Genomic DNA, 25130 nt, shown 5'->3' with positions numbered 1-25130 from the left:
TGGTTGCGGCCTTGCTTGCCCCCTTCATTGCCCCCTTCATTGCCGCATTAGTTGCCGCATTAGTTACGGCCAGATTGCACCGCGTGGTCCTCGCCGGCGCCACGTGTTCCTTATTACCTCGCCGTGTCTTCGCCGCTCTGGCGACGCTTTCGTATCGCCTGTATCGCCGATACCCCTTTGTTAGGTAGCGTCGAACGCTGACTAACCGAGGAGAAATCGAATGCATCGAATCGCGATTGTGGGCGCGGGCCAGGCGGGCTTGCCGCTCGCCTTCGGACTGCTCGACAAGGGCTACGAGGTCACCGTCGTATCGGATCGCACACCGGATCAGATTCGCAGCGGCAAGGTGCTGTCCTCTCAATGCATGTTCGGCGCCGCGCTGCAGATCGAGCGCGATCTCGGCATCAACGATTGGGACAGCACCTGTCCACCCATCGACGGCATTTCGTTTTCGCTGCAAAGCCCCGATCCGGGCGGCGGTCCGCTGATCGACTGGAAAGCGCGGCTCGACCGGCCCGCGCAATCGGTCGATCAGCGTATCAAGATGTCCGCGTGGCTCGCGAAGCTCGAATCGCGCGGCGCCCGCGTGCTGATCCAGAAAGCCGGCGTCGCGGAGCTCGAAGCGCTTGTCGATACGCATGACCTTGTGATCGTGTCCGCCGGCAAGGGCGATGTCGCGCAACTGTTCGAACGCGATGCATCGCGCTCGACGTTCGACGCGCCGCAGAGAGTGCTTTCGCTTGCCTATGTGCATGGCCTCACGGAGGCCGACGACTATTCTCGGGTCTCGTTCAACGTGGTTCCATCGGTCGGCGAATACTTCGTGATTCCCGCGCTTACGCTAAGCGGCCCGTGTCACATCATGTTTTTCGAGGGCGTTTCGCAGGGGCCGTTCGATATATGGCGCGACGCGATCACGCCGGCCGACCATCTCGATACGGCCAAACGCTTGCTGCGAACGTGGCTGCCGCGCGAAGCCGACCGCGCAAAGCGCGCGGAGTTGACCGACGCGCGCGGTATTCTGGCCGGCACGTTTGCGCCCGTCGTGCGCAAGCCGGTGCTGCAATTACCGTCGGGGCGGCTCGTCTTCGGGCTCGGCGACGCGGTCGCGCTCAACGATCCGATTTCCGGCCAGGGCTCGAGCAGCGCGACGCACGCTTGCAAGGTCTATCTCGATGCGATCCTCGCGCACGGCGACGCGCCGTTCACGCGCGACTGGATGGAGCAGACCTTCGAGCACTACTGGACGTACGCGCAGGCGGTCACGCAGTGGACCCATTCGCTGCTGATGCCGCCGCCGCAATTTCGGTTGAGGCTGCTCGATGCCGCCGTGCGGTCACCCGCGATTGCCAGTGCGATCGTCAATGGCTTCGATGATCCGCCGTCGTTTTTCCCGTGGTGGTCGGATGCAGAGGCATGCGAACGGTTTATCGCGGAGCGGCAGGATAGCGTGTCCGCCGCGCCCGTCTCTCAAACGGGCGGCATGAACCAGCGGTTCGCAACGCCGTAAAACATCTCGTCGGCTTCGCTTGCGGAGAACCCGCGCACCATCGCGGCATAGCGCCGATAAACCTCGCCGAAGCCGACGGAAAGCCCGGCGATCGGCATATGGCTGCCGAACATGCAGCGCGATACGCCGATCGTTTCGATCGTCGTCGATACCCATCGCGCTGCTTCCTCCCTCTGCCATTGCATGCCGAACAGGCATTCGAGCGCGGAGATGTCCATGCGTACGTTGTCGCATGCGGCAAGTTCGATCAGATTGCGCTTCCAGCGCGCGAAGCCTTCGTCGGACAGGTCGAGCGGCCAGCCGATCAATGCGCTCGTGAAGCCGATGTCGGGATGCTTGCGCACGACTTCGATCACATCGGGCAGTTGATGCGCGAACGCATAGAGCCCGCATTTCAGGCCATAGCGCTTTAACAACGGAAGCGGCTTGCTCCAAGCGGGGTCGCGCATCACATGCGGATGTGTCGAAAACCGCCTGAGCGGATTCGTGTCGTCCCAGATGACGTGCTCGCGAACCGCGGTCAGATTCGGCAAGCTCGCGTACCGGTCGAGCTTCGCTTCGAGCTCGGGGTCGAGAAACTCGACGAGCGCGCACAACGCGATGCGGAATCCCGAGCGAGCGCTCTCGTCGGCGAGCTGTTGCGCCCACGCCGCTTCCTTGTATGCGTCCGTTGAAAGAAACTCATGCCAGACGGCGCCTTCGACGCGATAGTCGCCTGCGTCGGCGACAGCGGCAAGATAGTCGGCCGGCAGAAAGCGGCGCGGCAGTGCGTCGTAGTTGCCGACGAATGCTTCGAACCCCGGATCGCGGCGTTCGAAGAACGGATGGGTGTTTTGTGTGTGATCGAAGAAGTGGAGGTGCGAGTCGATGATTCTCTGCGGGATGGTCATGGCGCGGCCTCGTCTCGATGGCGCTGCCGCTACGGGCGCAGCACATCGAAAAGCTTAGGCGTTCATGGGGCCGAGTCCAAGGCAACTGCCCACACTATTTCCGGGACTCGCGCGTGCGCGCCGGCACGCGCGACCCGTCGATGTCACATCGCGCCGCTTGCCGCGACCTTCGCCCCCGACGCGATCGCCTGCAGCGCGGCGCTGCGCGCGCTTTCGATCGCCGCAGCCTCGCTCGCATACAGCGTATCGATTTCCACACGCTGATACGGCAGGATCTCGGCGTCTTCGGCCGCCTGCGTGGACATGGTGCGCACCGCCGCGTACGCGGTCCAGCCGCCGTTCTGAATCGACTGCATCGCCGACAGTACGAGTTGATATCGTCCAAGCGTTTCGATGTGCATATTCATCTCCAGTCAAAAGGGGCTTGTTTTGCAGCGCGGATAACGCTCCACCATGCGCAGCGTTATCCGCTCCATTGCGCGTGCTCGACCCGGTGTGCTCGACCGCACGCGCCCGGCTTCACGCGCTCAACTGCGCGAGCAGCGCTTCGACGCTGCGCTTCGCGTCGCCGAACAGCATCCGCGTGTTCTCCTTGTAGAAGAGCGGATTGTCGACGCCCGCATAGCCGCTCGCCATGCTGCGCTTCGACACGATCACGGTGTTCGCCTTCCACACCTCGAGCACCGGCATGCCGGCAATCGGGCTGCCCGCATCTTCGAGCGCGGCCGGATTGACGATGTCGTTCGCGCCGATCACGAGCACGACGTCGGTGCTCTTGAAGTCGTCGTTGATCTCGTCCATTTCGAGCACGATGTCGTACGGCACTTTCGCTTCGGCGAGCAGCACGTTCATATGGCCAGGCAGGCGGCCCGCGACCGGGTGAATGCCGAAGCGCACTTTCACGCCCTTGTCGCGCAGCTTGCGCGTGATTTCGCTGATCGTCGTTTGTGCCTGCGCGACGGCCATGCCGTAGCCGGGCACGATCACCACTTCCGACGCATCGCGCAGCAGCGCGCCGACTTCATCGACCGATACCGCCACCACTTCGCCTTCGATCGCTGCGGCGGTCGTCGATACGGTGCCGAAGCCGCCGAATATCACCGACACGAACTTGCGGTTCATCGCGCGGCACATGATGTAGCTCAGAATCGCGCCGCTCGAGCCGACCAGCGCGCCGGTCACGATCAGCAGATCGTTGCTGAGCATGAAGCCGGTTGCCGCCGCCGCCCAGCCCGAATAGCTGTTGAGCATCGACACGACCACCGGCATGTCGGCACCGCCGATCGCCATCACGAGATGCACGCCGATCAACGCGGCGATCGCGGTCATCGTCAGCAGCGGACCGATGCCTTGCGCGGGCTCGGGCGCCGTCAGGAACAGATAGCCGAGCGCCACGCAGGCAAGCATGCCGACGATGTTGAGCAGATGCCGCATCGGCAGAATCAGCGGCTTGCCGCCGATCGTGCCTTGCAGCTTCAGGAACGCGACGATCGATCCGGTAAACGTCACGGCGCCGATGAATACGCCAAGGTAGATCTCGACGTCATGGATCGATTGCCCGGCACCGCTGAACGTCGCCGCACTCTCCGAAGCCGGCGACAGATAGCTCGCGATCGCGACGAGCACCGCGGCGAGGCCGACGAAGCTGTGCAGCGCCGCGACGAGCTGCGGCATTTGCGTCATCTCGACACGCCGCGCGAGCACCGCGCCAGCCGCGACGCCGATCGCCATCAGCGCGACGACGACCGGCAGCGCCGCGCCGCCCGAAAGCCATAACGTCGTGACGATCGCGATCGCCATGCCGGCGACGCCGTACAGATTGCCGCGTCGCGCGGACGCGGGGTGGCTCAGGCCGCGCAGGCTCAAGATAAAAAGCGCGCTTGCGGCCAGATAGGCCATGCTGCCGATTCCGCTGCTTGTTCCGATTTGCATGTCGGTCTCCTTATTCGCCGCGCTGGAACATGTTCAGCATGCGTTGGGTCACGAGGAACCCGCCCGCGATATTGATCGTGGCGATCAGCAGCGCGAGACCCGCCAGCACGACGACGAGCGGGTGCGGTGTGCCGACTTGCAGCAGCGCGCCGATCACGATGATTCCGCTGATCGCATTGGTGACGCTCATCAGCGGCGTGTGCAGCGCAGGCGTCACGTTCCACACAACCTGGTACCCGATGAAGATCGCCAGCACGAACACCGTGAAGTGCGCGACGAACGCGGGCGGCGCGACGGCGCCTAGCGCGACGATCAGCACGGCGGCCACGATCAGACCGACGATGCCGAGGGTCGTGGCACGGCGGCGTTGTTCCGCGGTCACCGCTGCGGCGCCGTGACCGGCCGGTTTCGGTTGTTGCGCGGCCGCGTTTGCCGCATTCGATGCCGCGGGCGCAGCGGGCGCGGCGCGCTTCGGCGTCGGCCACTTGATTTCGCCGTTGCGAATCACGGTCATGCCGGCGATCACTTCGTCATCGAGATTGACGACGATCTCGCCGTTCTTTTCCGGCGTGAGATCGGTAAGCAGATGCCGCAGGTTCGTGCCGTACAGCTGGCTCGATTGCGTGGCCATTCGCGACGGCAGATCGGTGTAGCCGATCATCGTCACGCCTTCGGCCTGCGCCGTGACGCCCGGTTGCGTGAATTCGCAATTGCCGCCCTGCTCGGCCGCGAGATCGACGATCACGCTGCCGTAGCGCATGCTGCGCACCATGTCCTTCGTGATGAGCTTTGGCGCGGGCTTGCCCGGAATCAGCGCGGTCGTCACGATCACGTCGACTTCCTTTGCCTGGGCGGCAAAGAGCGCCATTTCCGCTTCGATAAACGCGGCGCTCATTTCTTTCGCGTAGCCGCCCGAACCGCTGCCGTCTTCCGTGTAATCGAGCTCGAGGAATTCGGCGCCCATGCTCTCGACCTGCTGCCGCACTTCAGGCCGCGTATCGAAGGCGCGCACGATTGCGCCGAGACTGCGCGCGGCGCCAATCGCGGCAAGCCCCGCGACGCCGGCGCCGATCACCATCACTTTCGCCGGCGCGATCTTGCCCGCGGCCGTGATCTGCCCCATGAAGCCGCGGCCGAACTGATGCGCGGCTTCAATAATCGCGCGATAACCGGCCATGTTCGCCATCGAGCTCAGCGCGTCGATTTTCTGCGCGCGCGAGATGCGCGGCACGCAGTCCATCGCGAGCACGGTCACGTTGCGCGCGCGCAGCCGTTCGAGCAGCTCCGGATTCTGTGCCGGCCAGATAAAGCTGATCAGCGTCGTGCCTTCGCGCAGCAGCGCGATTTCGTCGACGCCGCCCGCGGCCTCGGGCGACGGCGCGCGCACCTTCAGGATGATGTCGGCCGCCGCATGCAATGCAGTCGCGTTTTCCGCGATCTGCGCGCCGGCTGCGCGATACGAATCGTCGGAAAACGCGGCGAGTTCGCCCGCGCCTGTCTCGACCGTGACGTTAAAACCGAGCTTCGACAGATGCCCGACCACCTCCGGCGTCAATGCAACACGACGCTCGCCCGGATAGCGCTCCCGCGGTACTCCAATCATCATCGGCATGGCAATGCTCCCAATCGACGTTTCAAATCCTGTTCTGCGGCGCGCGGGATGCCGCGCGATTGCACGCATCGCGCGCGCAGCCGCTCGCGCCTTGCGAGGGCGTCGCGCCTTCGCAAGGTCCGAAATCCTGTTGTCAAATGGTCGGTCAGCCGCCGCAGTACGGTCTTTCGGCGGTCTTTCAGGCGCGGTCCGGTGTCAAAGCCGTACAGCGGTCCGCGCAGTGGTCCATCTGGGGAAATGGACCGTGCTTCGAGCGTTAGCGCGTCAGGCGCTGACTTTTGCCTCCAGCTCGGCCACGCGCTTCTTGAGCGCGCGGTCTTCGGCGAAGCGCGCGGTTTCGTCGCGGATGATCGCGACAATGCCGCTTATGGCGCCGTCGGGCGCATGCAATAGCGCGACCGTAAACGCGATCGACATCGCGCGTCCCTGCTTGTCGACGGCCGGCACTTTCAGCAGATCGTGGCCGTAGCGCGTCTGCCCGGTCGCCATCGTCTTGCTGTAGCCCTCCCAATGACGGCCGCGCAGCCGTTCGGGAATGATCAGGTCGAGCGACTGGCCCAGCGCTTCTTCCTGCGTGAAGCCGAACATGCGCTCGGCCGCCGGGTTCCATAGCGTAATCGCGCCGTCCGGACCGGAGACGATGACGGCGTCGCCGATTGCATTGACCAGCTGTTGAAAATCGATGGTGGGGGCCATAGTCTGTCGTCCGGGGCTGTGGGCGATGCCCGCGTTGCGAGCAAGTGTCTCTGTGTCTGTCGTTCATTGTTCGGCCGCCGCTCCGTTTTTTGCTGCTGCTGCAAAAAGGAACGGCGGCCGTTTGCTTCAACTGCGTGTTACGTACGGCGTGTCACTGACTGCATGCCGGTTATACAACGATCAAACCGCACGCGCTTCGCGCATCGACGCGATCTGGTCGTTGCTGTAGCCCAGTTCCGCCAGCACTTCGTCGGTATGCTCGCCGAGCAGCGGCGACGACTTGATCTCGGGCTTCAGGTCCGAGAACTTGATCGGGCTGCCAACCGTCAGGTACGTGCCGCGCACCTTGTGGTCCACTTCCACGATCGTGCCGCTCTTGCGCAGCGATTCGTCGTTCGCGAGCTCCTTCATCGTCAGCACCGGTGCGCACGGAATGTCGAACTTGCGCAGGATGTCGACGGCCTCGAACTTCGTCTTGTCGGCAAGCCACCCTTCGATCGTCGCGAAGATGTCGAAGATGTGCGGCTGACGGGCTTCGGCCGTCTTGTAGTGCGGATCGTCGATCCACTCCGGCTTGCCGATTGCGCGGCAGATCGGCTCCCATGCGTGGCCCTGAACCGTGAAGTAGATGTACGCGTTCGGATCGGTTTCCCAGCCCTTGCACTTCAACACCCAGCCCGGCTGGCCGCCGCCGCCCGCGTTGCCGCCGCGCGGCACCACATCGCTGAACGTGCCGTGCGGGTACTGCGGATACTCTTCGAGGTAGCCGAGGCGATCGAGACGCTGCTGGTCGCGCAGCTTCACGCGGCACAGGTTCAGCACGCTGTCCTGCATCGACACCGCCACCTTCTGGCCCTTGCCCGTTTGCTGGCGGCCGATGATCGCGGTCAGGATGCCGATCGCGAGGTGCATGCCGGTGTTGCTGTCGCCGAGCGCCGCGGCGCTGACCGTCGGCGGGCCGTCCCAGAAGCCGGTCGTCGAGGCGGCGCCGCCTGCGCACTGCGCGACGTTTTCATAGACCTTCAGATCCTGGTAGTGGTGGCCGTCGCTGAAACCTTTCACCGAAGCGACGATCATCTTCGGATTCAGTTCGTTGATGCGCTCCCACGAGAAGCCCATCCGGTCGAGCGCGCCCGGGCCGAAATTTTCGACCAGCACGTCCGATTCCTGAATCAGCTTTTCCAGCACTTCCTTGCCGGCGGCCGTTTTCGTGTCGAGCGTCAACGAGCGCTTGTTGCTGTTGAGCATCGTGAAGTACAGCGCGTCGGCATCGGGAATGTCGCGCAGCTGGTTGCGCGTGACATCGCCCGAGCCCGGACGCTCGACCTTGATCACGTCGGCGCCGAACCACGCGAGCAATTGCGTGCACGCCGGGCCGGCCTGAACGTGCGTAAAGTCGATGATCTTGATGCCTTCAAGGGGTTTGTTGCTCATTCGTCTTCTCCAGTGGGCCGGGGCTTACTTCTTCACGCCGCTTTGCGGGTTAAGGTTGGTCAATCGGCCGCTTTCGGTACCGGCCGCTTCGTCGATGACTGCGTTGATCAAGGTGGGCTTGCCCGATTTGATCGCTTCCTGCAGTGCCTTCGTCAGTTCTTCCGGCGTCGTCGCGTTGAAGCCGACACCGCCGAACGCTTCGATCATCTTGTCGTAACGCGCGCCCTTCACGAACACGGTCGGCGCGACGTCCTTGCCGCCGGTCGGGTTCACGTCGGTGCCCTTGTAGACGCCGTTGTTGTTGAAAACGATCGTGCAGACCGGCAGGTCGTAACGGCAGATCGTCTCGAGTTCCATGCCGGAGAAACCGAATGCGCTATCGCCTTCGATCGCGACGACTTGCGTGCCGCTCGTCACCGCGGCGCCGATCGCGAAGCCCATGCCGATGCCCATGATCCCCCACGTGCCCGAGTCGAAACGGCGGCGCGGTTCGTACATGTCGATCACGGCGCGCGCGTAGTCGAGCGTGTTCGCGCCTTCGTTGACGACGTTGATGTCGGGACGCGTCTTCAGCACGTCGCGGATCGCGCGCAATGCGCTGTGGAAGCTCATCGGCGACGGATCCTTGGCAAGCGTCGCGGCCATCTTTTCGAGGTTCTTGTTCTTTTTCTCGGTGACGGCGGCGACCCACTCCGACGGCGGCTTCGGGAAGCTCGCGCCCATGCCGGCCACGAGTTCCGACACGCACGAACCGATATCGCCGATCAGCGGCGCTTCGATCGCGACGTTGCTATCGATTTCCGTCGGGGCGATATCGATCTGCACGAAGCGCTTCGGCGCCGCGCCCCAGGTCTTGCCCTTGCCGTGCGCGAGCAGCCAGTTCAGACGCGCTCCGATCAGCACGACGCAGTCCGATTCCTGCAGCACGTACGAGCGCGCGGCGGACGCCGATTGCGCATGCGTGTCGGGCAACAGGCCCTTGGCCATCGACATCGGCAGATAGGGAATGCCGCTCTTCTCGACCAGTTCGCGAATCTGCTTGTCGGCCTGCGCGTAGGCAGCGCCCTTGCCGAGCAGAATCAGCGGGCGCTTGGCGCCCTTGATCACGTCGAGCGCACGCTTGACCGAATCCGGCGACGGCAACTGGCGCGGCGCCGGGTCGACCACCTTGACGAGCGACTGCTTCGCTTTGACTGCGTCGATCGTTTGCGCCAGCAGCTTGGCCGGCAGGTCCAGATAGACGCCGCCCGGACGGCCCGACACGGCCGCGCGAATCGCACGCGCGACGCCAATGCCGATGTCTTCGGCGTGCAGCACGCGGTACGCGGCCTTGGCGTACGGCTTCGCCGCATTCAGCTGGTCCATCTCTTCGTAATCGCCCTGCTGCAGGTCGACGATCTCGCGCTCGCTCGAACCGCTGATCAGAATCATCGGGAAGCAGTTCGTCGTGGCGTTCGCGAGCGCGGTCAGGCCATTCAGGAAGCCCGGCGCCGACACCGTCAGACAGATGCCCGGCTTTTGCGTCATGTAGCCGTGAATCGCGGCCGCATTGCCCGCGTTCTGCTCGTGACGGAAGCCGATGAAGCGCATTCCTTCAGCCTGCGCGAGACGCGCGAGGTCGGTGATCGGAATGCCGACGAGACCGAAAATCGTATCGATATCGTTCAGCTTCAGCGCATCGATAACGAGGTGAAAGCCGTCGGTCGTGGCGGCTTGGTCGCTCCCCTGCGCAGTCGTAGCGTCAGGGCGCGCAATTTCAACAGTAGACATTCACTCTTCTCCGGATCGTTATGACTGTTAGGCCGTCGCGCCTCGTGTGTTGGCAATCGGTGCTGAAGACCTTCGATCGGACTCTTCACAGCACTGTGATATACCATATATCACACACCAAGTTTGATTCAATAGCTTTTTGCCCTTAGGGCGTCGGTTTATGCAGCACGGAAGCCGACAAATTTCACCTATCGCCGAAAGCTTTCCCGTAGAAACTCCATTAATTTCAGTGGTCTGCTCCTTTCGCTGACTTTTTGTGCAATACAACACGACGTCTAACGATATCTGGAATGTGATATATCACATTGTTACAAACAAAGGCCCGTAAGGGCCATGTCAGCGCGCCTTCGGCCGCGCGCCGGGCGATCCGCCTTCGAACCTCCGTCCCGTCTCACTCCAGAAAATCGCAATGCGCGTTCACGTAGGTCGCAAGTTCGAGCGAATGCTGCCGCGCGAGCCGCTCCGCGCCTTCCGTGTCGCGCGCCTCGAGCGCTTCGATGATCTGCATGTGATCGGTGATCGAGCGCGACGCGCGGTCGCTCTGCGAGATCGTCAGCTTGCGGATCGCCCGCACATGCGCGAACACGTTGCGGATCGTGTGCGCGATCGAATGCGACTTCGACAGCTTCACAAGCGCCTCGTGAAACGTGATGTTCGCCTCCGAGTACTCGTCGATATGCCGCGCCGGCGCCAGCCGTTCGCCGTCGAAGCGGTCGAAGAGACGCCTTAAGTCCGCGATCTCGTCGTCGCTGGCCTTCAGCGTCGCGAGGCGCGCGGCCATGCTTTCGAGCGCCGCCCACATCTGGATCATCTCGACGATCTCGCGCCGCGTCTTGCGCCGGATAAACACGCCGCGTCGCGGCACCGCGCGCAGAAAGCCTTCCTGCTCGAGCAGCGTCATCGCCTCGCGGATCGGCGTGCGGCTCACGCCGAGCGCTTCGGTGATCGTGCGCTCGTCGAGCCGGATCGGTTCGCGCGAGCCGTAAATATCGGCTTCCGCGATCGCCTGGCGCAGCTTCGCGTACGCGAGATCGCGTAGCGACGCGCCCGGATTCAGCGGCTGCAGCGAAAGCGCAAAAGGCGCCGCACGCACCTCCGAAGAGGCCGGCGACGCCGGTAACGTCAATGTCGCGTCGTCCATTACTCGTTGGACCCCAGCGGCGTCGGCCGGTAGGCATTGCGAGCGTTGGCTGCATTCGCGGTCGCGTAAGCGAGCTGTTCGCTTTGCTTCGCCGAGTTTTCGATCCACCGCTGCCGCATCGGCGCGAGCACGAATTTCGCCGACACGCTGCCCGCAATCGCGATGCACGCGCAGAAGATAAACACCGTGTTCCAGCCGCCATGCTCGGCCAGTACCGACGCGATCGGCACCAGCATCGCGGCCGTGCCCTTCGCGGTGTACAGCGTGCCCGCGTTGCCGGCCGCGTATTTCGCGCCGAACGTGTCCGCGCAGGTCGCCGGGAAGTTCGAGAAGATGTCGCCGTAGAACACGAAGATCAGCCCGGAGAACGCCATGAACAGATACGGGTTGTGACCGAAGTGCATGAGGCCGAGCAGCGCGAGCCCTTCACCGAGGAACGTGATGAACATCGTGTTCTCGCGGCCGATGCGATCGGAGATCGCTCCGCAAATCGGTCGCGTGAAGCCGTTGCAGACGTTGTTGATCGACAGCGTCAGCGTGAGCAGCGGCAAGGTTGCGGCGAAGAACGCGATCGGCGTCTCGGCGAAACCATATTCCTTCGCGATCGGACCGATCTGCGCGGTCGCGATGATGCCGCCCGTCGCAACGCAGACGAACATCGCATACAGCACCCAGAACACCGGCGCGCGGACCATTTCGCCGGTCGTATAGTCCATCTTCGTGGCCACGATGCGCTTGACATTGCGTGCGAACTCGGGCGGCTTCGGGCGCACGAGCAGGGTCGCGAGCAGCAGGATCACGCCGCCCTGCAGGCAGCCGAAGAAGATCAGCGCGTGCTGATAGCCGGAGTGCTCGATCATCGACGCGATCGGAATCACGGTCAGCGCGGCACCCGCGCCGAAGCCCGCGGCGGTCAGGCCGGCGGCAAGACCGCGCCGGTCCGGAAACCACTTGAGCGCATTGCCGACGCAGGTGCCGTACACGCAGCCCGCGCCGACGCCGGAAATCACCGCGGCGAGATAGAGCACGCCGAGATTCGGCGCGTATGCATCGAGTATCCAGCCGAGACCCGCGCAGATGCCGCCGCCGATCACGACCGGGCGCGGACCGAAGCGATCGACGAGATAGCCTTCAATCGGCACAAGCCACGTTTCGGTGACGATAAAAATGGAGAAAGCCGTTTGAATCGATGCGAGGCCCCAATGATGCGCGGCATTCATCGGCTCGACGAAGAGCGTCCAGGCATATTGGAGGTTCGCGACGAGGCCCATACAGACGACGCCGATCGCGAGTTGCACCCATCGGCTGGGCTGGCGGCTTGAATGGCGTTTCGCATCGCCGCCTTGTGCGTTGACTGGCTGTCGCAAGAGTCGTCTCCGTTAATGGCTTCTGGTATGACGTCGATGCTCGGGTTCCGGAGACAACATGCGATGCAGGCAGTACCGAACGGGATGCAGTTGACGCCCGTCGATGGTGGAGCGTTTTGTACTGCAGCAAAAATCAAACTTTTTTATCGTTTGAATAAGGCGGCGTGAATGGCCGTCATCTAACGTTATAAGTCAGAAAGGCATTGGTAATGAAGCTCACCGCGAATGTGCGAGCAAAGTGGATGGCCGGATGACGCGCATCCGGCCTTGTCCTGAAGGCGCGTGAAGGGATGTGACGGGATGTGAAGGGACGTCCAGCCGGACAGGCACCGCTTTGACATACGAATAGTTCGCGGTCCGACTGGACCTGCCGACTGGCGCGCTGTCCAGTTCGTTCGTTTGACTATATATATAGCGCGCCGCGGCGGCGCGCTCGATCCCGGCAATCAGGCTGCCAGCTCCTGCGCCATCCTGCGACGGAACGCCTGGCCGTTGCTATCGAACAGGTGGCAATGGTCCGGCTCCGCGCCGAGCTTGACCGTCTTGCCCTTCGCATGCCGTTCGAGCGGCGGAATCCGGGCGATCAGCCCTTCCGGCGCAACGCTGCTCTCCGCATACAGATACGCGGCATCGCCGAGCGACTCGACCGTCATCACGTTCGCGGCGATACCGAACTCGGTCGAATCGACATGCATATGCTCGGGCCGGATACCGACCGTCACCTTGTCGCCTTCCTTCGCGCTGCCGGGTTCCACCGCGACGCGTTGCGTCTCGCCGGTTTCATAGCGCACGAGCACGCCGTCAGGCATGACCGACTGCACGACGCCGTCCATGAAGTTCATCTTCGGCGAGCCGATAAAGCCTGCGACAAAGCGGTTCGCGGGAGCGTGATACAGCGTGTTAGGCGTGCCAACCTGTTCGAGATTGCCGGCCGACAGCACGACGATCTTGTCGGCGAGCGTCATCGCTTCGACCTGATCGTGCGTGACGTAGATCATCGTCGTCTTCAGCTCGTCGTGCAGCCGCGCGAACTCGAGGCGCATCTTCACGCGCAGCGCGGCGTCGAGGTTCGACAGCGGCTCGTCGAACAGAAACACCTTCGGCTTGCGCGTGATGGCGCGGCCGATTGCGACGCGCTGGCGCTGCCCGCCCGACAGTTGCTTCGGCTTGCGCTCGAGCAGATGGTCGATATGCAGGATCTTCGCCGCATTGCGCACCGCCTGATCGATCTCGGGCTTTTTCGCGCCGGCGAGCTTGAGACCGAACGCCATGTTGTCGTACAGCGTCATATGCGGGTACAGCGCATACGACTGGAACACCATCGCGATGCCGCGCTTCGCGGGCGGCACCTCGTTCATGCGCGTGCCGTCGATGCTCAGATCGCCGCTGCTGATGTCCTCGAGGCCCGCGATCATCCGCATCAGCGTCGACTTCCCGCAGCCGCTCGGACCGACGAACACGACGAACTCGCCATCGGCGATGTCGAGATTAATGTTGCGCATTACTTCGTTGTCATCGTAGCGCTTGCTGATATTGCGCAATGCCAGGCTAGCCATGATGTGTCTCCAATGTTGCTTGCTAATGCTGCTGTTGCGAGATGCTGCGATGTTGCATCCAGAGCGCGACCAGTTCCGGCAGTTGCCGCATCTCGTCGAATACCTGCTGCGCGCCAGCCGCGCGCAATGCGCCAACCTGCGCCTCGCTCGCATGGCCGCCGCCGACGAAACCGAGCACCGTCATGCCGGCCGCGGTCGCCGCGGTGACGCCGGTCACGCTGTCCTCGACGACGAGGCACGCCTCGGGCGTCAGGTTCAGACCGCGCGCCGCCGCCAGATAGACATCGGGCGCCGGTTTCGGCCGCTCGACCGCATCCGCGCAGAACAGCCGGCCGCCAAAGAACTTCGCGAGGCCCGTGCGCGCCAGCGCTGCTTCGACATACGGACGAAAGCTGTTGCTCGCGCACGCTTTCGTCAACGGAATCGCCGCGAGCGCCTCGCCGATGCCGTCGACGGTCGGTGCCTGCACGGCCGCCGCTTCGACCTTGGTGCGAATCGCGGCGATGTCGCCGTCGGCAAACTGCCGGCCCAGTTGCGCGGCCGTGCCTTCGAGCACGCGCTCGATGCGCAGGCCGAGCAGCGGCATCACGACCGGCGCGACGTCGGCATCGGGCCAGCGCGCCTCGAGTTCGCGCACGAGCATCGCGGCCGCGACGGCTTCGCTGTCGATCAGCACACCGTCGCAATCGCAGATCAGCGCGAGCCCGGGTTCCATGCGAGTTTCGATGCGGGGTTGCGTCCGGGTTTCCGTCACTTGACCGCCCCGAATGTAAGGCCGCGCACAAGCTGCTTCTGCGACAGCCAGCCGACGATCAGGATCGGCGCGACCGCCAGCAGCGACGCAGCCGACAGCTTCGCCCAGAACAACCCTTCCGGGCTCGAATACGACGCGATAAATACGGTGAGCGGCGCCGCGTTCGAACTCGACAGGTTGATGCTCCAGAACGCTTCGTTCCACGACAGAATCACGAGCAGCAGCGCCGTCGATGCAAGCCCCGGCAGCGCCATCGGCATCAGCAGGTAAACGATTTCCTGCCACGTCGCCGCGCCGTCGATGCGGCCGGCTTCGAGAATGTCGCGCGGAATCTCGTTGAAGTACGTGAACGCCATCCACACGGCAATCGGCAGATTGATCAGCGTATAAACGATGATGAGCCCGGTCACCGTATCGAGCAGGCCGCTGTTCTTCCACAGAAGATAGATCGGCACGAGCACGCCGACCGACGGCATCATCTTCGTCGACAGCATCCACAGCAGCGTTTTCTGCGTGCGCTTGCTCGGGAAAAACGCCATCGCATAGGCGGCGGGCACCGCGAGCACCAGACACACGATCGTCACGCCGACCGAGATCAGCACCGAGTTCCATGCAAAACCGAAGTAATTGCTGCGCGCGAAGACCTCGCGGAAGCTGTCCAGCGTCGGCGTGAAAAACACCGACGACGAATACGCCTGCTGCTCGGTCTTGAACGCGGTGATCGTCATCCAGAAGATCGGGAAGAACAGCGCGATCGAAATCAGCCACGCGAGAATGCCGGGAATACTGCGTCGCACGGTGGCCAGCGGCGATGCCGCCGGCGCGGTCGTTGCGCTCGCAACGGGTGTTGCAGCCGGTGTAGCAGCGACTTGACTCATTTTTCGTACTCCCCTTTCAGGTTCTTCGCGAGCATCTTCACGAGGAAGAACGACACGATATTCGCGACGACCACCGCGAGAATCCCGCCCGCGGAGGCGAGGCCAACGTCGAACTGCTGCAGGCCCAGTGCGTAGATCAGGTACGACAGGTTGGTCGTGGCGTTGCCGGGGCCGCCGCCGGTCGTCGTATAGATTTCAGCGAAGATCGACAGCAGGAAAATCGTCTCCATCATCACGACCACGGCGATCGCTCGTCGCAAGTGCGGCAAGGTGATGAAAAAGAACATCGCGAATGGGCCGGCGCCGTCGATCTTTGCCGCTTCCTTCTGCTCCTGGTCGAGCGACTGGATCGCCGTGAACAGAATCAGAAACGCGAACGGCAGCCACTGCCACGCGACGATGATGATCACCGACGTCAACGGATAGGTCGCGAACCAGTCGATCGGCGTCAGGCCGACCGCGCGCATGCCATCGGCAACGAGGCCGTACACTGGGTGCAGGATCATGTTCTTCCAGATCAGCGCGCTCACTGTCGGCATCACGAAGAACGGCGCGATCGCAAGCAGGCGCGCAATGCCCTGCCCGTAAAACTTGCGGTCGAACAGCACGGCCATCAGCACGCCGCCCACCACCGTGATCACGAGCACCGCGATAATCAGTTGCAGCGTATGCAGGATCGACGGCCAGAACGACGGGTCGGTGGCGAGATAGTGGTAGTTGTCCAAGCCGGCAAACCCTTTTTCGTCGGGGTTCAGCAGGTTGTAGCGCGTAAACGAAAACCAGATCGTCATTGCGAGCGGTATCGCCATCCACAGCAACAACACTGCCACCGAAGGCGATACGAGCCAGCGCGCGGACGCCGCTTTGCGCGACTCGCGTTCCTGTTCGGTCTGGGGTTCGGCGTGCGACAGAGGAAGGCGCAGATGAGGCATGATGGGCCACCTGTTCGGAAGTGCGCGAGCCGCTGCGTTTTCGTGAAAGCCACGCATCGCGGTGCGCCGTGCTGCCGGGGGTCCGGCCAGGCGTTGCCGCCCGGCCGGGGTTTGCTTCAAACGAACGTTGCTTCTACAACGCTTGCTACGTTGATATGCGCCTGTTTCGCGCGCATGTCACGCTCGATTCGCCGTCGCGTTACTTCTGCAGACCGGCCTGACGCACCGCGCGATCCGCGGTGGCATTGCCCGCCTGCAACGCCTGGTCGACGCTCATCTGCCCGGCGACTGCGCCGGAGATGCTCTGGCCGACCACCGTGCCGAACGACTGGAACTCAGGAATACCGACGAACTGCACACCGGTATACGGCACGGGTTTCAAGGTCGGATGATTCGGGTCGGCCGTTTCGATCGCCTTCAGCACGAATTCCGCGAACGGCGCGGCCTGCTTGTACTCGGGGCGCTGATACGTCGACTGACGCGTGCCCGGCGGCACCGACGCCCAGCCTTCGTCCTTGGCGACCATCTCGATGTATTCCTTCGACGTTGCCCACTCGATAAACTTCTTCGCGGCGTCCTGCTGCTTCGACGTCTTCGGAATCGCGAGCGCCCACGCCCACAGCCAGTGCGAACCGTTCGGCGTGACCTGCGTCGGTGCCGCGGCGAAACCAACCTTGTCCGCAATCTGCGATTGCTGTTTGTTGTACAGCATGCCGGCCGCAACGGTCGCGTCGATCCACATCGCGCATTTGCCCGACGACATCAGCGTCAGGTTCTCGTTGAAGCCGTTCGAGCTCGCTCCCGGCGGGCCGTCTTTCTTCAGCAGATCGACGTAGAACGACACAGCCTTTTTCCATTCCGGCGTGGTCAACTGCGCATGCCACTTCTCGTCGAACCAGCGGCCGCCGAACGTGTTGACGAGTGTCGTCACGTAGGCCATGTTCTCGCCCCAGCCCGCCTTGCCGCGCAAGCAGATGCCGTAGGTGCCGGCCGACTTGTCGGTAAGCTTGTCGGCGAATTGCGCGATCTGGTCGTAGGTCGGGTTATCGGGCATCTTGAGGCCCTTCGCCGCGAACAGGTCCTTGCGGTAGAACGTCATCGAGCTTTCGACGTAGAACGGCAGCGCGTACAGCGTGTTGTTGTACGACAGCCCGTCGCGCGCCGTCTTCACAACGTCGTTGAGGTCGTAGCTCGCCGGCAGATCCGACAGCGGCGAGAGCCAGCCGCGCTTGCCCCATTGCGGCGTTTCATAGGCGCCGATTGTCATCACGTCGAACTGGCCGCTGCCGGTCGTGATATCGGTGGTCGCGCGCTGACGCAGCACGTTTTCCTCGAGAATCACCCAGTTCAGCTTGATGTCCGGATTCGCCTTTTCGAATGCGGGCGAGAGCTTCTTCAGCTCGATCATGTCCGGATTGTTGAGCGTCGCGATCGTCACGGTCGCCGCCGACGCATTGAGCGCCACACATGCGGCCGCCGCGGCGCCGATCGCCGTCAGCGCAGGTTTCAGGGCAGGTTTCATCGTTTGTCTCCTTTATCGTACGTTCGTGTTGGCTTGCGATGGGCGACTCACGGATCCTCGCAGTTCCGGCCGGCAGCCGAGTCGCTGGCGGTGGTAAAAAGGTCAGCTCATCCAGTTGCCGCCGTCGACATTCAGGGTTTGCGCGGTGATGTAGTCCGCATCCGCCGATGCGAGGAACAGCGCCGCACCGGTCAGATCCGCCGGCAGCCCCATCCTGCCGAGCGGCACCGCTTCGCCGACGAGACGCTTCTTCTCGCCGGGCGGCCGGTTCTCATAACGTGCGAAAAGCGCATCGACCTGCTCCCACATCGGCGTATCGACGACGCCCGGTGCGATACCGTTCACGTTGATCCCGTGCGGCGCGAGGGCGAGCGCCGCCGATTGCGTATAGCTAAGTACCGCGGCCTTGGTCGCGCAGTAGTGCGAGACGAGCGCCTCGCCGCGGCGCCCGGCCTGCGACGACATATTGATGATCTTTCCGCCGCCGCCCTGATCGACCATGCGCTGCGCGGCCGCCTGCATCAGGAAGAACATGCCTTTGACGTTGACCGCGAACAGCTTGTCGTAGATGTCCCACGATTCGTCGAGCAGCGGCCGCATATCGAAGAGCGCCGCGTTATTGAAAAGAATATCGATGCGGCCGAAGCGTTCGACCGTCTGAGCGACGATGCGCGCGATGTCGTCGCGCCGCGTGACGTCCGCGCTGATGGCAAGCACGCGGTCGGGGTGCGTTTCGCGCAATTCATGAGCGAATCCGGCGGCCGGCTTGACATCGACGAGCACGCAGCGCGCGCCTTCGTCGAGATACCGGCGTGCGACCGCTTCGCCAATGCCGCTTGCCGCGCCAGTGAGAATGGCCACCTTGTCTTGCAATCGCGCTGCCACGCCGTGTCTCCCAATCGTTCGTCTGGTGCGAGTCTTTGCGCCAGTGAGCGAACGCTCGCTGTGCGATCAATTGCTCTCTTTGTGATCGAATGATCGGATACGTGTCCGACCATGTCAAGGCACGCCGCAAGATTTCGATGGTGCAGCGCGGTAGTTCGCAGTCCGCGCCAGCCTCTGCCTGCCCTATCAATTTAGACGGCACCGGCATTCAATCAATGGCAAGATGTTTGGATACGTTATATCATTCCGGCCTTGTCACGGAGCAGCACCATGTCCGCTTCATCCGATCACCGCCTCGCTCACCGGCTTGCGCGCGCACAAGCCGTTGCCGACGCACGCGGCCTCGCGCTCACCACGCTGCGCCGCCAGGTCTACACGTTGATCGCCGCAAGCGAGCGGCCGATCGGCGCCTACGATCTGCTCGCCGCGCTCGAACCGCAGCGCGGCCGCGTGCCGCCGACCACCGTCTACCGCGTGCTCGACTTTCTGGTCGAGCACGGCTTCGTGCATCGGATCGAGTCGAAGAACGCGTTTTTTGCGTGCTGCGATCTCGAGCATCCGCATCAAGGCCAGTTTCTGATCTGCGAAGCATGCGGCGAAACGGTCGAGATTCCCGGCGCTGAGCTGGCGCAACAGCTGGCCGGCAGCGCGCCTGCGCATGGCTTCGAAGTCCGCCGGCAGGTCGTCGAGCTGAGCGGGCTGTGCGCCTCGTGTCAACGCGATCAGCGCGATCAGCGCGGCCCGCGGTAACGCTTTTGTCTCCATTCAACCTTCCATCCAACCGATCACGCACAAACAGGGCAGCACGATGACCAAGAAGAACCCGAAATGGAATGCGGTACGCACCGCGTTGAACCTGACGAAGTATCTGTTCGCGGCGACACTCGCGCTCGCCATCGGCCAGGCGGCGGCGTATGCGCAGACTACGTCCGCCGCCGCAAACGGCGGCAAGATCCCGGTCGTTGCGGCCGAAAACTTCTACGGCGATGTCGTAAGGCAATTGGGCGGCAATCAGGTCGACGTCACGAGTATCCTCAGCAATCCCGACCAGGACCCGCACCTGTTCGAAGCGAGCCCGAAGACGGCGCGCGCGTTGCAGCATGCGAGCCTTGTCGTCTATAACGGCGCCGACTACGATCCGTGGATGGCGAAGCTGCTCGCCGCATCGAAGAATGCAAAGCGCACCGTGATCGTCGCGGCCGACCTCGTCGGCAAGAAAAGCGGCGATAATCCGCACCTCTGGTACGACCCGTCGACGATGCCGGCCGTCGCGCGCGCCGTGAGCGCCGCGCTCGCGGCCGCTGACCCGGCGCACAAGAGCGCGTACGATGCGAATCTCGCGAAGTTTCTCGATTCATTGAAGCCGATCGACGCGAAGGTCGCCGCGTTGCATGCGCGCTATGCGGGCGTGCCGGTCACGGCGACCGAACCGGTATTCGGCTATATGTCAGACGCGATCGGCCTCGATATGCGCAATCTGCGTTTCCAGCTGGCGACGATGAACGACACCGAAGCGAGTGCGTCCGACATCGCCGCGTTCGAGCGCGACTTGCGCGAGAAGCGCGTGCGCGTGCTGATCTATAACAGCCAGGCCACCGAAGCGCTGACCAAACGGATGTTGAAGCTCGCGCAGCAATCGCAGGTGCCGTCGATGAGCGTGACGGAGACGGAGCCCGCGGGCAAGAATTATCAGCAATGGATGCTCGCGCAGCTCGACGCGCTTGGCGCGGCGCTCGCGGCAGGCGACCATGCCGGCAGCAAAGGAACCCATCAATGACCGAACGTGATCGTCCGCCCTCCGCACCGTCTGCAGATACGACAACGAAAGCAGCAACGGATGCGGCGCCTGTGCTGGAGCTCGAGCGCGTCACGCTCGAGCTCGGCGGACGCACGATCCTGAGCGACACGAGCCTCACGATCCGGCAAGGCGAATTTGTCGGTGTGCTGGGGCCCAACGGCGCCGGCAAGACCACCTTGATGCGCGCGGTGCTGGGCCTGGTGCCGGCCGCGAGCGGCGTCGTGCGCGTGCTCGGCGAGCCGGTGGTCTGCGGCAATCCGTCGATTGGGTATATGCCGCAGACGCGCAGCGCGCTCGCCGGCCGGCGCGTGCGTGGGCGCGATTTCGTCGCGATGGCGGCCGACGGCCATCGCTGGGGCCTGCCGCACGCCGACGCGAAGACGCGCGCCGAGGTCGCGCGCGTGCTCGACCTCGTCGGCGCCAGCGCGCTGGCCGACCGGCCGCTGTCCGAACTGTCGGGCGGCGAGCGGCAGCGTCTGCTGCTCGCGCAGTGCCTGCTCGGCAATCCGCGCCTGCTGCTGCTCGACGAACCGCTGATCAGCCTCGATCCGCATCATCAGAGAAGCGTCGTCGAACTCGTGCGGCGCGTGCAGCAGGAACTCGGCATCGCGGTGCTGTTCTCGGCGCACGAGCTGAACCCGCTGCTGCACGCGCTCGATCGCGTGCTGTATCTCGGCAATGGCGTCGCGGCGCTCGGCACGGTCGACGAAGTGATCACCAGGCCAGTGCTGTCGCGTCTTTATGGATCGACGATCGACGTGATCCGCATGAACGGCCGCATTTTCGTGATGTCCGGCGACGTCGAAGTCGAAAAGCACGACCACGAACATGAAGACGATGGCGGGCATAGTCACGGTCACGGCGGACACGACCACAGCGGCGGCGGAGCACATGCGCATGGGCGCGGCCACGCGCACCACGATAACCACACGTCACGCGACGGGCACACACACGATGTTTGAATATGACTTCATGGTCAACGCATTCGCGGCGTCGGGGATCGTCGCGGTGCTGTCGGGAATCGTCGGTTACTTTCTCGTGATGCGCGGGCAGACGTTTGCCGGCCATGCGCTATCGCACGTCGGCTTTACCGGCGCGACCGGCGCCGTGCTGATCGGCATCTCGCCGATCTGGGGGATGATCGGCTTCACGCTCGCGGCCGGCGTCGGCATGGGCGCGCTCGGCGAGCGTCTCGCGGGACGCGACGTGGCGATCGGCGTGATCCTTTCGCTTGCGCTCGGCTTCGGGCTGCTGTTTCTGCATTTCTTCACCGCGTACGCGACGCAGGTCACCGCGCTGCTGTTCGGCAATGTGCTCGGCGTCAATACGTCCACGCTCGCGGTGCTCGCGGCGATCGGCGTGCTGAGCCTCGTCGCGCTTGCAGCGATCATGCGGCCGCTGCTGTTCGCCTCGTTGCAGCCGGAACTCGCGGAAGCGAAAGGCGTATCGCTGCGGCTCGTGTCGGTGCTGTTTCTCGCGATCGCCGCGCTCGCGGTGGCCGCCTGCACGCAGATCGTCGGCGTGCTGCTCGTGTTCACGCTGATGGTCGGGCCGGCCGCCGCCGCGCAGAACATGACGACGCGGCTGTCGATGGGCCTCGTGCTTGCCGCGGCGCTCGCGCTCGCGCAGGCGTGGCTTGGCGTCACGCTCGCGTTCTATACCGACTGGCCGACGAGCTTCTGGATTACGCTGCTCGCGGCTGCTGTGTACGGTGCGAGTCTGCTTGCGCGGCGCTAGCGGGTGGGCGCGCCGCGTACCATCACGCAAGCAACACCTTCGCGTGATGCGCGAGATGATCTTCGATGAACGTCGAAATAAAGTAATACCCGTGGTCGTAGCCCGCATGACGCCGCAGCGTCAGCGGCTGACCGGCGGCAGCGCACGCCGCCTCGAATACGTCCGGATTGAGCTGCTCGTCGAGAAATTGATCGGCAAGCCCCTGATCGACGAGGATGCCCGCCGCGAACTTCCCTGACGCGCGCCCGACCAGTTCACTCGCGTCGTAGTCGCGCCACGCCTCGCGGTTCTCGCCGAGATAGCCGCCCAATGCCTTCTCGCCCCACGGACAACGCATCGGCGCCGCGATCGGCGCAAACGCCGACACCGACTTGTACAGCACCGGATTGCGCAGCGCGAGCACGAGCGCGCCGTGCCCGCCCATCGAGTGGCCGAATATGCCGAGCCGCGCCGCATCGATCGGCAGATTCGCGCAGACGGTCTCGCGCAAATCGTCGCGCACGTACGAGTACATCCGGTAGCGCGCCGCCCACGGTTCGCGCGTCGCATCGACGTAAAAACCCGCGCCGACGCCGAAATCCCATGCGTCGCTTTCGCCGGGCACATTGGCGCCGCGCGGGCTCGTGTCCGGCGCGATCAGCGCGATGCCGTGCTTCGCGGCGAAGCGCTGCGCGCCCGCCTTGATCGGAAAGGTTTCTTCGGTGCACGTGAGGCCGGCGAGATAGAACAGCGCCGGCACCTTGCCGTGCGCAGCCTGCGGCGGTAGATACGCGGCAAACCGCATCGGCAGGCCGATCGTGCGCGAATCGTGCTGATAGAACTGCTGCATGCCGCCGTGGCAGGCATGCGACGAGCGCGTCTCTAGCATCGCGGTCTCCTCAAGCGGGTCTTAGTACATCACGACAGAGCGGATCGATTCGCCCTTCTTCATCAGATCGAAGCCCTCGTTGATGCGCTCGAGCGGCAGATGGTGCGTAATCAGATCGTCGATATTGATCTTGCCTTCCATATACCAGTCGACGATCTTCGGCACGTCCGTGCGGCCGCGCGCGCCGCCGAACGCGGAGCCCTTCCACTGGCGGCCCGTCACGAGCTGGAACGGCCGCGTGCTGATTTCCTCGCCCGCCGCCGCGACGCCGATGATGAACGACTGGCCCCAGCCCTTGTGCGTGCACTCGAGCGCATCGCGCATCACCTTCGTATTGCCGATGCACTCGAACGAGTAATCGGCGCCGCCGTCGGTGATCTGCACGATCCGGTCGACCACATTGCCGACCTCCTTCGGGTTGATAAAGTCGGTCATGCCGAATTTCTTCGCCAGTTCGACGCGGCCCGGATTGATGTCGACGCCGATAATCTTGTTGGCGCCGACCATCTTCGCGGCCTGGATCACATTGAGCCCGATGCCGCCCAGGCCGAACACGGCGACGTTCGCGCCCGCTTCGACCTTCGCCGAATAGACGACCGCACCGACACCCGTGGTCACCCCGCAGCCGATATAACAGACCTTGTCGAACGGCGCGTCCTCGCGGATCTTCGCAACCGCGATTTCCGGCACGACGATGTAATTCGAGAACGTCGACGTGCCCATGTAGTGATAGAGCGGCTTGCCGTCGAGCGAGAAGCGCGTCGTCGCGTCGGGCATCAGGCCTTTGCCCTGCGTCGCGCGGATTGCCTGGCACAGGTTCGTCTTGCGCGACAGGCAGAATTTGCATTGGCGGCATTCGGGCGTGTAAAGCGGAATGACGTGGTCGCCCTTCTTCAGCGTGCCGACGCCGGGCCCGACATCGACGATCACGCCCGCGCCTTCGTGGCCCAGGATCGCCGGGAACAGACCTTCGGGGTCCGCGCCGGACAGCGTGTAGTAGTCGGTATGGCAAATGCCGGTCGCCTTCACCTCGATCAGCACTTCGCCGGCGCGCGGACCTTCGAGATCGACTTCCTCGACGGTGAGCGGTGCACCGGCTTTCCATGCGATGGCGGCTTTGGTCTTCATCAGCGGTTCTCCTCGGGTCTTGCGAAGCGGATAGCAGATAGTAAATAGCGGATAACGAATAGCGAATGGGGTCTTGCATGCGCACCGTGCATGTTGGCGGTGTGTGGCCGATCTGTAAAGGTCGCGATCGATAATGACGGCAGCGGCGCGGCGCATCGCGCAATAGGTATATCTTATTGACCGATCCACAGTCCGCGTTTTCGTATATCGGACTGACCTGCCCCGATCGACTGACTTTCGAAAGGCTCACACATGGCAAGCCATTCGCAGCCAAACAGCACGCAGGCGTCCGGCGATCCGATCCAGTTGACCGTCGACGACGGCGTCGCCCGCGTCACATTGAATCGCGCCGAGCGTCGCAACGCATTGACCTTCGCCCTGTGGCGGCGCCTCGGCGACACGTTCGACGCATTGAGCGCGGAGCGCGCGATACGCGCAATCGTGCTGACCGGCAGCGCAAACAGCTTCTGCGCGGGCGCCGACATCTCCGAGTTCGGCGAGGTGCGCGCCAACGCGGAGCAGGCGCGTGCTTACGAAGATGCTTATGAAGGCTGCTGCAACCGCATTGCCGCCTCGCCGAAGCCGACGATTGCCGCGATCAACGGCTACTGCATGGGCGGCGGCTGCAATGTCGCGATGTCGTGCGACTTCCGCTTCGCCACGCCGGGCGCGACGTTCGCGATTCCGGCCGCGAAGCTGTCGATCGTCTACGGCATCGCG

General features: G+C 63.7%; 23 protein-coding genes. 6 read left to right on the top strand and 17 right to left on the bottom strand.

Annotated features, from left to right (window positions below; genetic code table 11):
• Positions 1-220 precede the first annotated feature (220 nt).
• Positions 221-1510 carry a styrene monooxygenase/indole monooxygenase family protein gene (locus ACYPXD_RS00670; RefSeq protein WP_459706299.1) on the top strand — a complete coding sequence of 430 codons (1290 nt, stop codon included), beginning with the start codon at positions 221-223 and terminating at the stop codon, positions 1508-1510.
• Here the strand turns inward: ACYPXD_RS00670 and ACYPXD_RS00665 are convergent.
• From ACYPXD_RS00665 to ACYPXD_RS00595, 15 genes are all read right to left on the bottom strand, one after another.
• Positions 1471-2400, bottom strand: a complete 930-nt coding sequence (locus ACYPXD_RS00665; RefSeq protein WP_459706297.1) for an amidohydrolase family protein — start codon at positions 2398-2400, stop codon at positions 1471-1473. The two genes, ACYPXD_RS00670 and ACYPXD_RS00665, sit on opposite strands and share 40 nt — an antisense overlap.
• Before the next feature lie 143 nt (positions 2401-2543).
• Complete coding sequence (locus tag ACYPXD_RS00660) at positions 2544-2801, bottom strand: hypothetical protein (RefSeq protein WP_459706295.1); 258 nt, start codon at positions 2799-2801, stop codon at positions 2544-2546.
• Positions 2802-2919: 118 nt separating this feature from the next.
• A complete protein-coding gene (locus ACYPXD_RS00655) occupies positions 2920-4332 on the bottom strand; it encodes an NAD(P)(+) transhydrogenase (Re/Si-specific) subunit beta (protein WP_459706292.1) in 1413 nt (470 codons plus the stop codon).
• Positions 4333-4342: 10 nt separating this feature from the next.
• Positions 4343-5944, bottom strand: a complete 1602-nt coding sequence (locus ACYPXD_RS00650; protein ID WP_459706287.1) for a Re/Si-specific NAD(P)(+) transhydrogenase subunit alpha — start codon at positions 5942-5944, stop codon at positions 4343-4345.
• 264 nt (positions 5945-6208) lie between these two features.
• Complete coding sequence (locus ACYPXD_RS00645) at positions 6209-6640, bottom strand: PAS domain-containing protein (protein WP_459706285.1); 432 nt, start codon at positions 6638-6640, stop codon at positions 6209-6211.
• 180 nt (positions 6641-6820) lie between these two features.
• Entirely contained in the window at positions 6821-8074 is a 1254-nt protein-coding gene (gene frc, locus ACYPXD_RS00640; protein WP_459706283.1) for a formyl-CoA transferase, read from the bottom strand.
• Positions 8075-8098: 24 nt separating this feature from the next.
• A complete protein-coding gene (oxc, locus tag ACYPXD_RS00635; RefSeq protein ID WP_459706281.1) occupies positions 8099-9844 on the bottom strand; it encodes an oxalyl-CoA decarboxylase in 1746 nt (581 codons plus the stop codon).
• A gap of 391 nt (positions 9845-10235) precedes the next feature.
• Positions 10236-10985, bottom strand: a complete 750-nt coding sequence (locus tag ACYPXD_RS00630; RefSeq protein ID WP_459706279.1) for a GntR family transcriptional regulator — start codon at positions 10983-10985, stop codon at positions 10236-10238.
• Positions 10985-12256 carry an oxalate/formate MFS antiporter gene (oxlT, locus tag ACYPXD_RS00625; protein ID WP_459706420.1) on the bottom strand — a complete coding sequence of 424 codons (1272 nt, stop codon included), beginning with the start codon at positions 12254-12256 and terminating at the stop codon, positions 10985-10987. Before oxlT ends, ACYPXD_RS00630 begins: the two co-directional genes overlap by 1 nt.
• Before the next feature lie 542 nt (positions 12257-12798).
• Positions 12799-13908, bottom strand: coding sequence for an ABC transporter ATP-binding protein (locus ACYPXD_RS00620; RefSeq protein ID WP_459706276.1), 1110 nt, complete (start codon positions 13906-13908; stop codon positions 12799-12801).
• 22 nt (positions 13909-13930) lie between these two features.
• A complete protein-coding gene (locus ACYPXD_RS00615) occupies positions 13931-14623 on the bottom strand; it encodes an HAD family hydrolase (protein WP_459706274.1) in 693 nt (230 codons plus the stop codon).
• Between the two features lie 35 nt (positions 14624-14658).
• Positions 14659-15540, bottom strand: a complete 882-nt coding sequence (locus tag ACYPXD_RS00610) for a carbohydrate ABC transporter permease (protein ID WP_459706271.1) — start codon at positions 15538-15540, stop codon at positions 14659-14661.
• Positions 15537-16472, bottom strand: coding sequence for a carbohydrate ABC transporter permease (locus ACYPXD_RS00605; protein WP_459706269.1), 936 nt, complete (start codon positions 16470-16472; stop codon positions 15537-15539). Before ACYPXD_RS00605 ends, ACYPXD_RS00610 begins: the two co-directional genes overlap by 4 nt.
• Positions 16473-16671: 199 nt before the next feature.
• Positions 16672-17994: an ABC transporter substrate-binding protein gene (locus ACYPXD_RS00600; protein WP_459706267.1), complete on the bottom strand. Its 1323-nt coding sequence runs from the start codon at positions 17992-17994 to the stop codon at positions 16672-16674.
• A 102-nt stretch (positions 17995-18096) separates the two neighbouring features.
• Positions 18097-18879, bottom strand: a complete 783-nt coding sequence (locus ACYPXD_RS00595) for an L-iditol 2-dehydrogenase (RefSeq protein WP_459706265.1) — start codon at positions 18877-18879, stop codon at positions 18097-18099.
• A gap of 270 nt (positions 18880-19149) precedes the next feature.
• On the opposite strand from ACYPXD_RS00595, the gene ACYPXD_RS00590 reads away from it, so the two are divergent.
• The 4 genes from ACYPXD_RS00590 to ACYPXD_RS00575 are packed head-to-tail and all read left to right on the top strand — an operon-like array spanning position 19150 to position 22414.
• Positions 19150-19629: a Fur family transcriptional regulator gene (locus tag ACYPXD_RS00590; RefSeq protein WP_459706261.1), complete on the top strand. Its 480-nt coding sequence runs from the start codon at positions 19150-19152 to the stop codon at positions 19627-19629.
• Positions 19630-19687: 58 nt separating this feature from the next.
• Complete coding sequence (locus tag ACYPXD_RS00585) at positions 19688-20656, top strand: metal ABC transporter solute-binding protein, Zn/Mn family (protein ID WP_459706259.1); 969 nt, start codon at positions 19688-19690, stop codon at positions 20654-20656.
• On the top strand, positions 20653-21639 hold the full coding sequence (locus tag ACYPXD_RS00580) for an ABC transporter ATP-binding protein (RefSeq protein WP_459706257.1): 987 nt from the start codon (positions 20653-20655) through the stop codon (positions 21637-21639). Before ACYPXD_RS00585 ends, ACYPXD_RS00580 begins: the two co-directional genes overlap by 4 nt.
• Positions 21632-22414, top strand: a complete 783-nt coding sequence (locus ACYPXD_RS00575) for a metal ABC transporter permease (RefSeq protein WP_459706255.1) — start codon at positions 21632-21634, stop codon at positions 22412-22414. The genes ACYPXD_RS00580 and ACYPXD_RS00575 overlap by 8 nt, the downstream gene beginning before the upstream one ends.
• A gap of 22 nt (positions 22415-22436) precedes the next feature.
• On the opposite strand, the gene fghA is transcribed toward ACYPXD_RS00575, so the two are convergent.
• Both fghA and ACYPXD_RS00565 read right to left on the bottom strand, forming a co-directional pair.
• Positions 22437-23282, bottom strand: a complete 846-nt coding sequence (fghA, locus tag ACYPXD_RS00570) for an S-formylglutathione hydrolase (RefSeq protein ID WP_459706252.1) — start codon at positions 23280-23282, stop codon at positions 22437-22439.
• A 21-nt stretch (positions 23283-23303) separates the two neighbouring features.
• Positions 23304-24410 (bottom strand): S-(hydroxymethyl)glutathione dehydrogenase/class III alcohol dehydrogenase, encoded by a 1107-nt coding sequence (locus ACYPXD_RS00565; RefSeq protein WP_459706249.1) that lies wholly within the window; start codon positions 24408-24410, stop codon positions 23304-23306.
• 252 nt (positions 24411-24662) lie between these two features.
• Between ACYPXD_RS00565 and ACYPXD_RS00560 the strand changes: the two genes are divergently transcribed.
• A partial coding sequence (locus tag ACYPXD_RS00560) for an enoyl-CoA hydratase/isomerase family protein (protein WP_459706247.1) occupies positions 24663-25130 on the top strand: 468 nt, incomplete at its 3' end.

This window comes from Paraburkholderia sp. 2C (assembly GCF_054589215.1).
This window is presented reverse-complemented; position numbering and strand designations above follow the sequence as displayed.

Excerpts from the sequence above, each read along its gene's own strand:
- ACYPXD_RS00605 (WP_459706269.1), bottom strand. The coding sequence starts at position 16,472 with ATGCCTCATCTGCGCCTTCCTCTGTCGCACGCCGAACCCCAGACCGAA.
- ACYPXD_RS00585 (WP_459706259.1), top strand. The coding sequence starts at position 19,688 with ATGACCAAGAAGAACCCGAAATGGAATGCGGTACGCACCGCGTTGAAC.
- ACYPXD_RS00650 (WP_459706287.1), bottom strand. The coding sequence starts at position 5,944 with ATGCCGATGATGATTGGAGTACCGCGGGAGCGCTATCCGGGCGAGCGT.
- ACYPXD_RS00600 (WP_459706267.1), bottom strand. The coding sequence starts at position 17,994 with ATGAAACCTGCCCTGAAACCTGCGCTGACGGCGATCGGCGCCGCGGCG.
- frc (WP_459706283.1), bottom strand. The coding sequence starts at position 8,074 with ATGAGCAACAAACCCCTTGAAGGCATCAAGATCATCGACTTTACGCAC.
- ACYPXD_RS00630 (WP_459706279.1), bottom strand. The coding sequence starts at position 10,985 with ATGGACGACGCGACATTGACGTTACCGGCGTCGCCGGCCTCTTCGGAG.
- ACYPXD_RS00620 (WP_459706276.1), bottom strand. The coding sequence starts at position 13,908 with ATGGCTAGCCTGGCATTGCGCAATATCAGCAAGCGCTACGATGACAAC.
- ACYPXD_RS00590 (WP_459706261.1), top strand. The coding sequence starts at position 19,150 with ATGTCCGCTTCATCCGATCACCGCCTCGCTCACCGGCTTGCGCGCGCA.
- ACYPXD_RS00655 (WP_459706292.1), bottom strand. The coding sequence starts at position 4,332 with ATGCAAATCGGAACAAGCAGCGGAATCGGCAGCATGGCCTATCTGGCC.
- ACYPXD_RS00610 (WP_459706271.1), bottom strand. The coding sequence starts at position 15,540 with ATGAGTCAAGTCGCTGCTACACCGGCTGCAACACCCGTTGCGAGCGCA.
- oxlT (WP_459706420.1), bottom strand. The coding sequence starts at position 12,256 with ATGGGCCTCGTCGCGAACCTCCAATATGCCTGGACGCTCTTCGTCGAG.
- fghA (WP_459706252.1), bottom strand. The coding sequence starts at position 23,282 with ATGCTAGAGACGCGCTCGTCGCATGCCTGCCACGGCGGCATGCAGCAG.
- ACYPXD_RS00565 (WP_459706249.1), bottom strand. The coding sequence starts at position 24,410 with ATGAAGACCAAAGCCGCCATCGCATGGAAAGCCGGTGCACCGCTCACC.
- ACYPXD_RS00580 (WP_459706257.1), top strand. The coding sequence starts at position 20,653 with ATGACCGAACGTGATCGTCCGCCCTCCGCACCGTCTGCAGATACGACA.
- ACYPXD_RS00615 (WP_459706274.1), bottom strand. The coding sequence starts at position 14,623 with ATGGAACCCGGGCTCGCGCTGATCTGCGATTGCGACGGTGTGCTGATC.
- ACYPXD_RS00660 (WP_459706295.1), bottom strand. The coding sequence starts at position 2,801 with ATGCACATCGAAACGCTTGGACGATATCAACTCGTACTGTCGGCGATG.
- ACYPXD_RS00645 (WP_459706285.1), bottom strand. The coding sequence starts at position 6,640 with ATGGCCCCCACCATCGATTTTCAACAGCTGGTCAATGCAATCGGCGAC.
- oxc (WP_459706281.1), bottom strand. The coding sequence starts at position 9,844 with ATGTCTACTGTTGAAATTGCGCGCCCTGACGCTACGACTGCGCAGGGG.
- ACYPXD_RS00670 (WP_459706299.1), top strand. The coding sequence starts at position 221 with ATGCATCGAATCGCGATTGTGGGCGCGGGCCAGGCGGGCTTGCCGCTC.
- ACYPXD_RS00575 (WP_459706255.1), top strand. The coding sequence starts at position 21,632 with ATGTTTGAATATGACTTCATGGTCAACGCATTCGCGGCGTCGGGGATC.
- ACYPXD_RS00665 (WP_459706297.1), bottom strand. The coding sequence starts at position 2,400 with ATGACCATCCCGCAGAGAATCATCGACTCGCACCTCCACTTCTTCGAT.